At 65.5% G+C, this 3,774-nt stretch carries 4 protein-coding genes; 2 read left to right on the top strand and 2 right to left on the bottom strand.

What is annotated here, in order from left to right:
* Nucleotides 1-243: 243 nt before the first annotated feature.
* Nucleotides 244-1,233 carry an LLM class flavin-dependent oxidoreductase gene (locus AC1D1Y_RS25765; RefSeq protein WP_477684856.1) on the bottom strand — a complete coding sequence of 330 codons (990 nt, stop codon included), beginning with the start codon at nt 1,231-1,233 and terminating at the stop codon, nt 244-246.
* Between the two features lie 100 nt (nt 1,234-1,333).
* Between AC1D1Y_RS25765 and AC1D1Y_RS25760 the strand changes: the two genes are divergently transcribed.
* Entirely contained in the window at nt 1,334-2,209 is an 876-nt protein-coding gene (locus AC1D1Y_RS25760) for an alpha/beta fold hydrolase (RefSeq protein ID WP_477684855.1), read from the top strand.
* Between the two features lie 3 nt (nt 2,210-2,212).
* Here the strand turns inward: AC1D1Y_RS25760 and AC1D1Y_RS25755 are convergent, their stop codons facing one another.
* Nucleotides 2,213-2,623 carry an FKBP-type peptidyl-prolyl cis-trans isomerase gene (locus AC1D1Y_RS25755; RefSeq protein WP_477684854.1) on the bottom strand — a complete coding sequence of 137 codons (411 nt, stop codon included), beginning with the start codon at nt 2,621-2,623 and terminating at the stop codon, nt 2,213-2,215.
* Between the two features lie 204 nt (nt 2,624-2,827).
* Here AC1D1Y_RS25755 and AC1D1Y_RS25750 point away from each other — a divergent pair, with 204 nt between their 5' ends.
* Nucleotides 2,828-3,535, top strand: coding sequence for a FadR/GntR family transcriptional regulator (locus AC1D1Y_RS25750; protein ID WP_477684853.1), 708 nt, complete (start codon nt 2,828-2,830; stop codon nt 3,533-3,535).
* Nucleotides 3,536-3,774 lie beyond the last annotated feature (239 nt).

Below are 3,774 nucleotides of genomic sequence, written 5' to 3'. Positions count from 1 at the left end.
GTCCTGGCTGGGCCGAGGAGCGCAGACGTAGGCGGATCAGGGATCGCGCTTGTCTGAGCGAAGCGAGTTTGCGCGAGACCCCGCCGTAGTCGAGCACCGCAGGTTGCCCGTAGCGAAGCGCAGGGACCCAGACTGCGGGTCGCCTTTTTTTGCTTACTTTTTTTGGCGAAGCAAAAAAAGTGAGTCGCATGCCGGGCGATCCCGGCCAGCAGAACTCAGAAGAGCGCACACCGCCGGAGCAAACTACAAACTATCCCGAACCCCCGCAGTAATCTCCAACGACCTCCTCGCAATAGCCGGATCAAAAATATGCGTAGTCACCATCAACTCATCCGCCCGAGTCTCGGCGATAAAGGATCGCAATCCTTCCCGAACAGTCGCAGGCGCCCCCGCCACCGCATAACGCAGCATGCGTTGCGCACCCGCTTTTTCGGCGGGTGACCAGTAGGCTTCGATGTCGTCAATCGGCGGCGGCATGGGTCCGGGGGTTCCGCGCAGCAGGTTGGTCATGGCCTGCTGGACCGAGGTGAGCTGGTAGCGCGCCGCTTCGTCGGTGTCGGCGGCCACGACGTTGGCTGCCACCATGGCATAGGGTTTGTCCAGCTGCGCCGAGGGCTCGAAGCGGTCGCGATAAAGTTCCAGGGCCTGCATCAGCATGTCGGGTGCGAAATGCGAGGCGAAGGCAAAGGGCAGGCCCAGCGCGGCGGCCAGCTGGGCGCCGAAGAGGCTGGAGCCGAGTATCCACAGCGGCACCTTCAGGCCCGCGCCGGGCACGGCGCGGATTCTCTGGCCGGGTGCTATGTCTTCAAAGTAATAGCGCAGCTCCTGCACGTCCTGCGGAAAGGTGTCGGCATTGTTCTGGTGGTCGCGCCGCAGCGCGCGGGCGGTCAGCTGGTCGGTGCCGGGTGCGCGGCCCAGGCCCAGGTCTATGCGGCCGGGGTAGAGCGAGGCCAGCGTGCCGAACTGCTCGGCGATCACCAGCGGCGAATGGTTGGGCAGCATCACGCCGCCGGATCCCACGCGGATCGTGTTCGTGCCGCCCGCCACATGGCCGATGACGACTGCGGTGGCGGCGCTCGCGATGCCGGGGTTGTTGTGGTGTTCGGCCAGCCAGAAGCGCTTGAAGCCCAGCTGTTCGGCATGCCGGGCCAGGGCCAGGGTATTGCGAAAGGCATCGGCGGCGGTGGCGCCCGTGACGATGGGGGATAGATCGAGGACTGAGAAGGGGATCATGTTTTTGCTCCTTCTCCCAGCGGGAGAGGGAGTGAAGAGGGTACCGGGCCAGTTTAGGAGCTTCACGATGGCCGCATGAAGGGCAGGGTATAAATCCCCCATGACAGATTCGGCAAACATTGAGCTGCCTCCCGAGGCGCAGGCGATGCTGCGCACGGCCAGCCGTTTTGAAACCCCTTGCGGCGACGGCGCCATGGTCTGGCACAGCTGGGGCCAGGCCACGCGCCGGCCCGGGCTCGCGCCGCTGGTGCTCTTGCACGGCGGCAGCGGCAGCTGGATGCACTGGCTGCGCAACATCCCCGCATTGGCCGCGTCGGGCCGCTGGGTGCTGGTGCCCGACCTTCCCGGTTTCGGCGATTCGGCCGCGCCCTTGCGGGGCACCGATGCCGATGTGCTGCCCGAGCCGGTCGAGCAGGGACTGGCCTTGCTGGCGGGCGATGCGGCCTGCGACCTCGTGGGATTTTCCTTTGGTGGCATGGTGGCCGGCTTCCTGGCGGAGCGCTTCCCCGCCCGGGCGGCGCGCGTGGTGCTGGTGGGCGCGCCCGGCCTGGGTGTGGCCCCCGAAAGAGCCATACGCCTGCGCGCCTGGCGGCATATCACCGATGCGGTCCAGCGCGATGAAATCCATCGCCACAACCTTGCGGCGCTGATGCTGTACCGTGAGGACGCGATCGACGAACTGGCCCTGCGCCTGCACATCGCCAACGTGCTGCGCGACCGCATGAAGGGCCGCAGCCTGGCGCGCACCGATGCGCTGGCGCAGTCACTGGCGCGGCTGCGCTGCCCGGTGTGGGCGATCTACGGGGAAGAGGATGCGCTGTACCGCGGCAAGCTTGATGCGCTGGCGGCGGCCCTGGCGCGAGCCGCGGATTTCAGGGGCCTGGCCCTGGTCGAAGGCGCCGGCCACTGGCTGCAGTTCGAGCGCGCGGAGGCTTTTGACAAAGCCCTGCTCACGGCGCTCGAAGCGGCTGTCTAGCTTTTACTTCTCAATCGCGAGCAGTTCAATGTCGAAGGTCAGCGTGGCATTGGGCGGCACCACGCCGCCGGCGCCGCGGTCGCCATACGCCGTGGCGGGCGGGCAGGTCAGTGTGGCCTTGCCGCCGACCTTGATCTTCTGCACGCCTTCGGTCCAGCAAGGCACGACGCGGTTCAACGGAAAGGTGGCCGGAGCGCCGCGCTTGTAGGAGCTGTCGAATTCCTTGCCGTCGGCCAGCGTGCCGCGGTAGTGCACCTTGACGGTGTCGGTCGCCTTGGGCTGCGGGCCGGTGCCTTCGGCCGTGTGCACGATCTTCACGCCGTTGGGCAGGGTCTCGGCCGGGGCGGCGGCGAGGGCGGTGCTGGACAGGGCAAGAGAGGCCAGGGCGATAAGCGCGGCGGTCAACGTCTTCATGGAGGTCATGCTTTCATGGCTAAGGGGAATCGAAAAGGCTGGCCTGGATTATCGTCCCGGCATTCGCCCTGCCTGCGTGGCGACGGCAGACCCCCAAAACTGGTAAGGCCGATATAGCAAGTATTGAATTGGCCTTACCATTTCGAGCTATAAGCCAATGGCAACACCCGCCGTCGCATAAACTGCACTTCACGCGGAGGACTCATGCTGGACCAACTCAAACAGGTCGACAACCGTCGGCTCTACCAACAAATTGCCGAGCAGATCCGCACCTTCATTGACAAGGGCAACTACTCCGCGGGTGCGCGGCTGCCGCCGGAGCGTGATCTGGCCCAGCAGCTTGGCGTCTCGCGCCCCTCGGTGCGCGAGGCGCTGATTGCCCTGGAAATCGAGGGCAGCGTGGAAGTGCGCATGGGCGCCGGCGTGTATGTCTGCAATGCGGCCCAGCGCAAGCCGCAGTCCCTGGCCAGCATGGGCGAAAGCCCGATCGAACTGATGCAGGCACGCGCCGCCATCGAGGGCACCATCGTGCTGCAGGCCTGTGCCAGAGCCACGCCCGAAGCGCTGTTGGCACTGCGCCAGATTCTGGACAACATGCTGTCCGCCATGGCGCAAAACCGCTCGCCCCTGGCCTTTGACCGGCAGTTTCACCAAACGATCGCAGCCATGACAGGCAACTCCGTGCTGGAGCGGCTGGTGGGCGAGCTGTTTGACGAGCGCCACAGCCCGATTGCCGCGCGCCTGAGCGCGCATTCCGAATCCGGCCAAAGCTGGGCCACTGCGCTGCAGGAGCATGAAACCATCCTGCGCGCCCTGGAGAACCGGGACGTACTGGCCGCACAGAATGCCATGCGCATGCATCTGCAAGCCTCCGAGCAGCGCTGGGTCGAGAACCGCCGCGAATGGTCATGAGCCAGGGCCTGTTAACGCTATTTATGCAAATGCGAATGGGGTGAAAACGGCGCCAATCAAGGCGCGCGACGACGCCCAGACCGGGTGTCTGGGCTAGGAGCGCAACGCCGAGTGGCGTCGTTTTCACCCCATTCCCTCCGGGTTGCGATCAAAAAGGCCTTGCGCGGCGTTGCAAAGCCTTGACGGGGTTCACCCCGCCTGCGTTTTGCGCCTTGCTCAAGGCCTTTTTGACTCGCAAC

The sequence above is a fragment of the Polaromonas sp. P1_G1 genome, assembly GCF_056405595.1.
This window is presented reverse-complemented; position numbering and strand designations above follow the sequence as displayed.

Coding starts and splice junctions, on each gene's coding strand:
- AC1D1Y_RS25755 (WP_477684854.1), bottom strand. CDS start 2,623: ATGAAGACGTTGACCGCCGCGCTTATCGCCCTGGCCTCTCTTGCCCTG.
- AC1D1Y_RS25765 (WP_477684856.1), bottom strand. CDS start 1,233: ATGATCCCCTTCTCAGTCCTCGATCTATCCCCCATCGTCACGGGCGCC.
- AC1D1Y_RS25760 (WP_477684855.1), top strand. CDS start 1,334: ATGACAGATTCGGCAAACATTGAGCTGCCTCCCGAGGCGCAGGCGATG.
- AC1D1Y_RS25750 (WP_477684853.1), top strand. CDS start 2,828: ATGCTGGACCAACTCAAACAGGTCGACAACCGTCGGCTCTACCAACAA.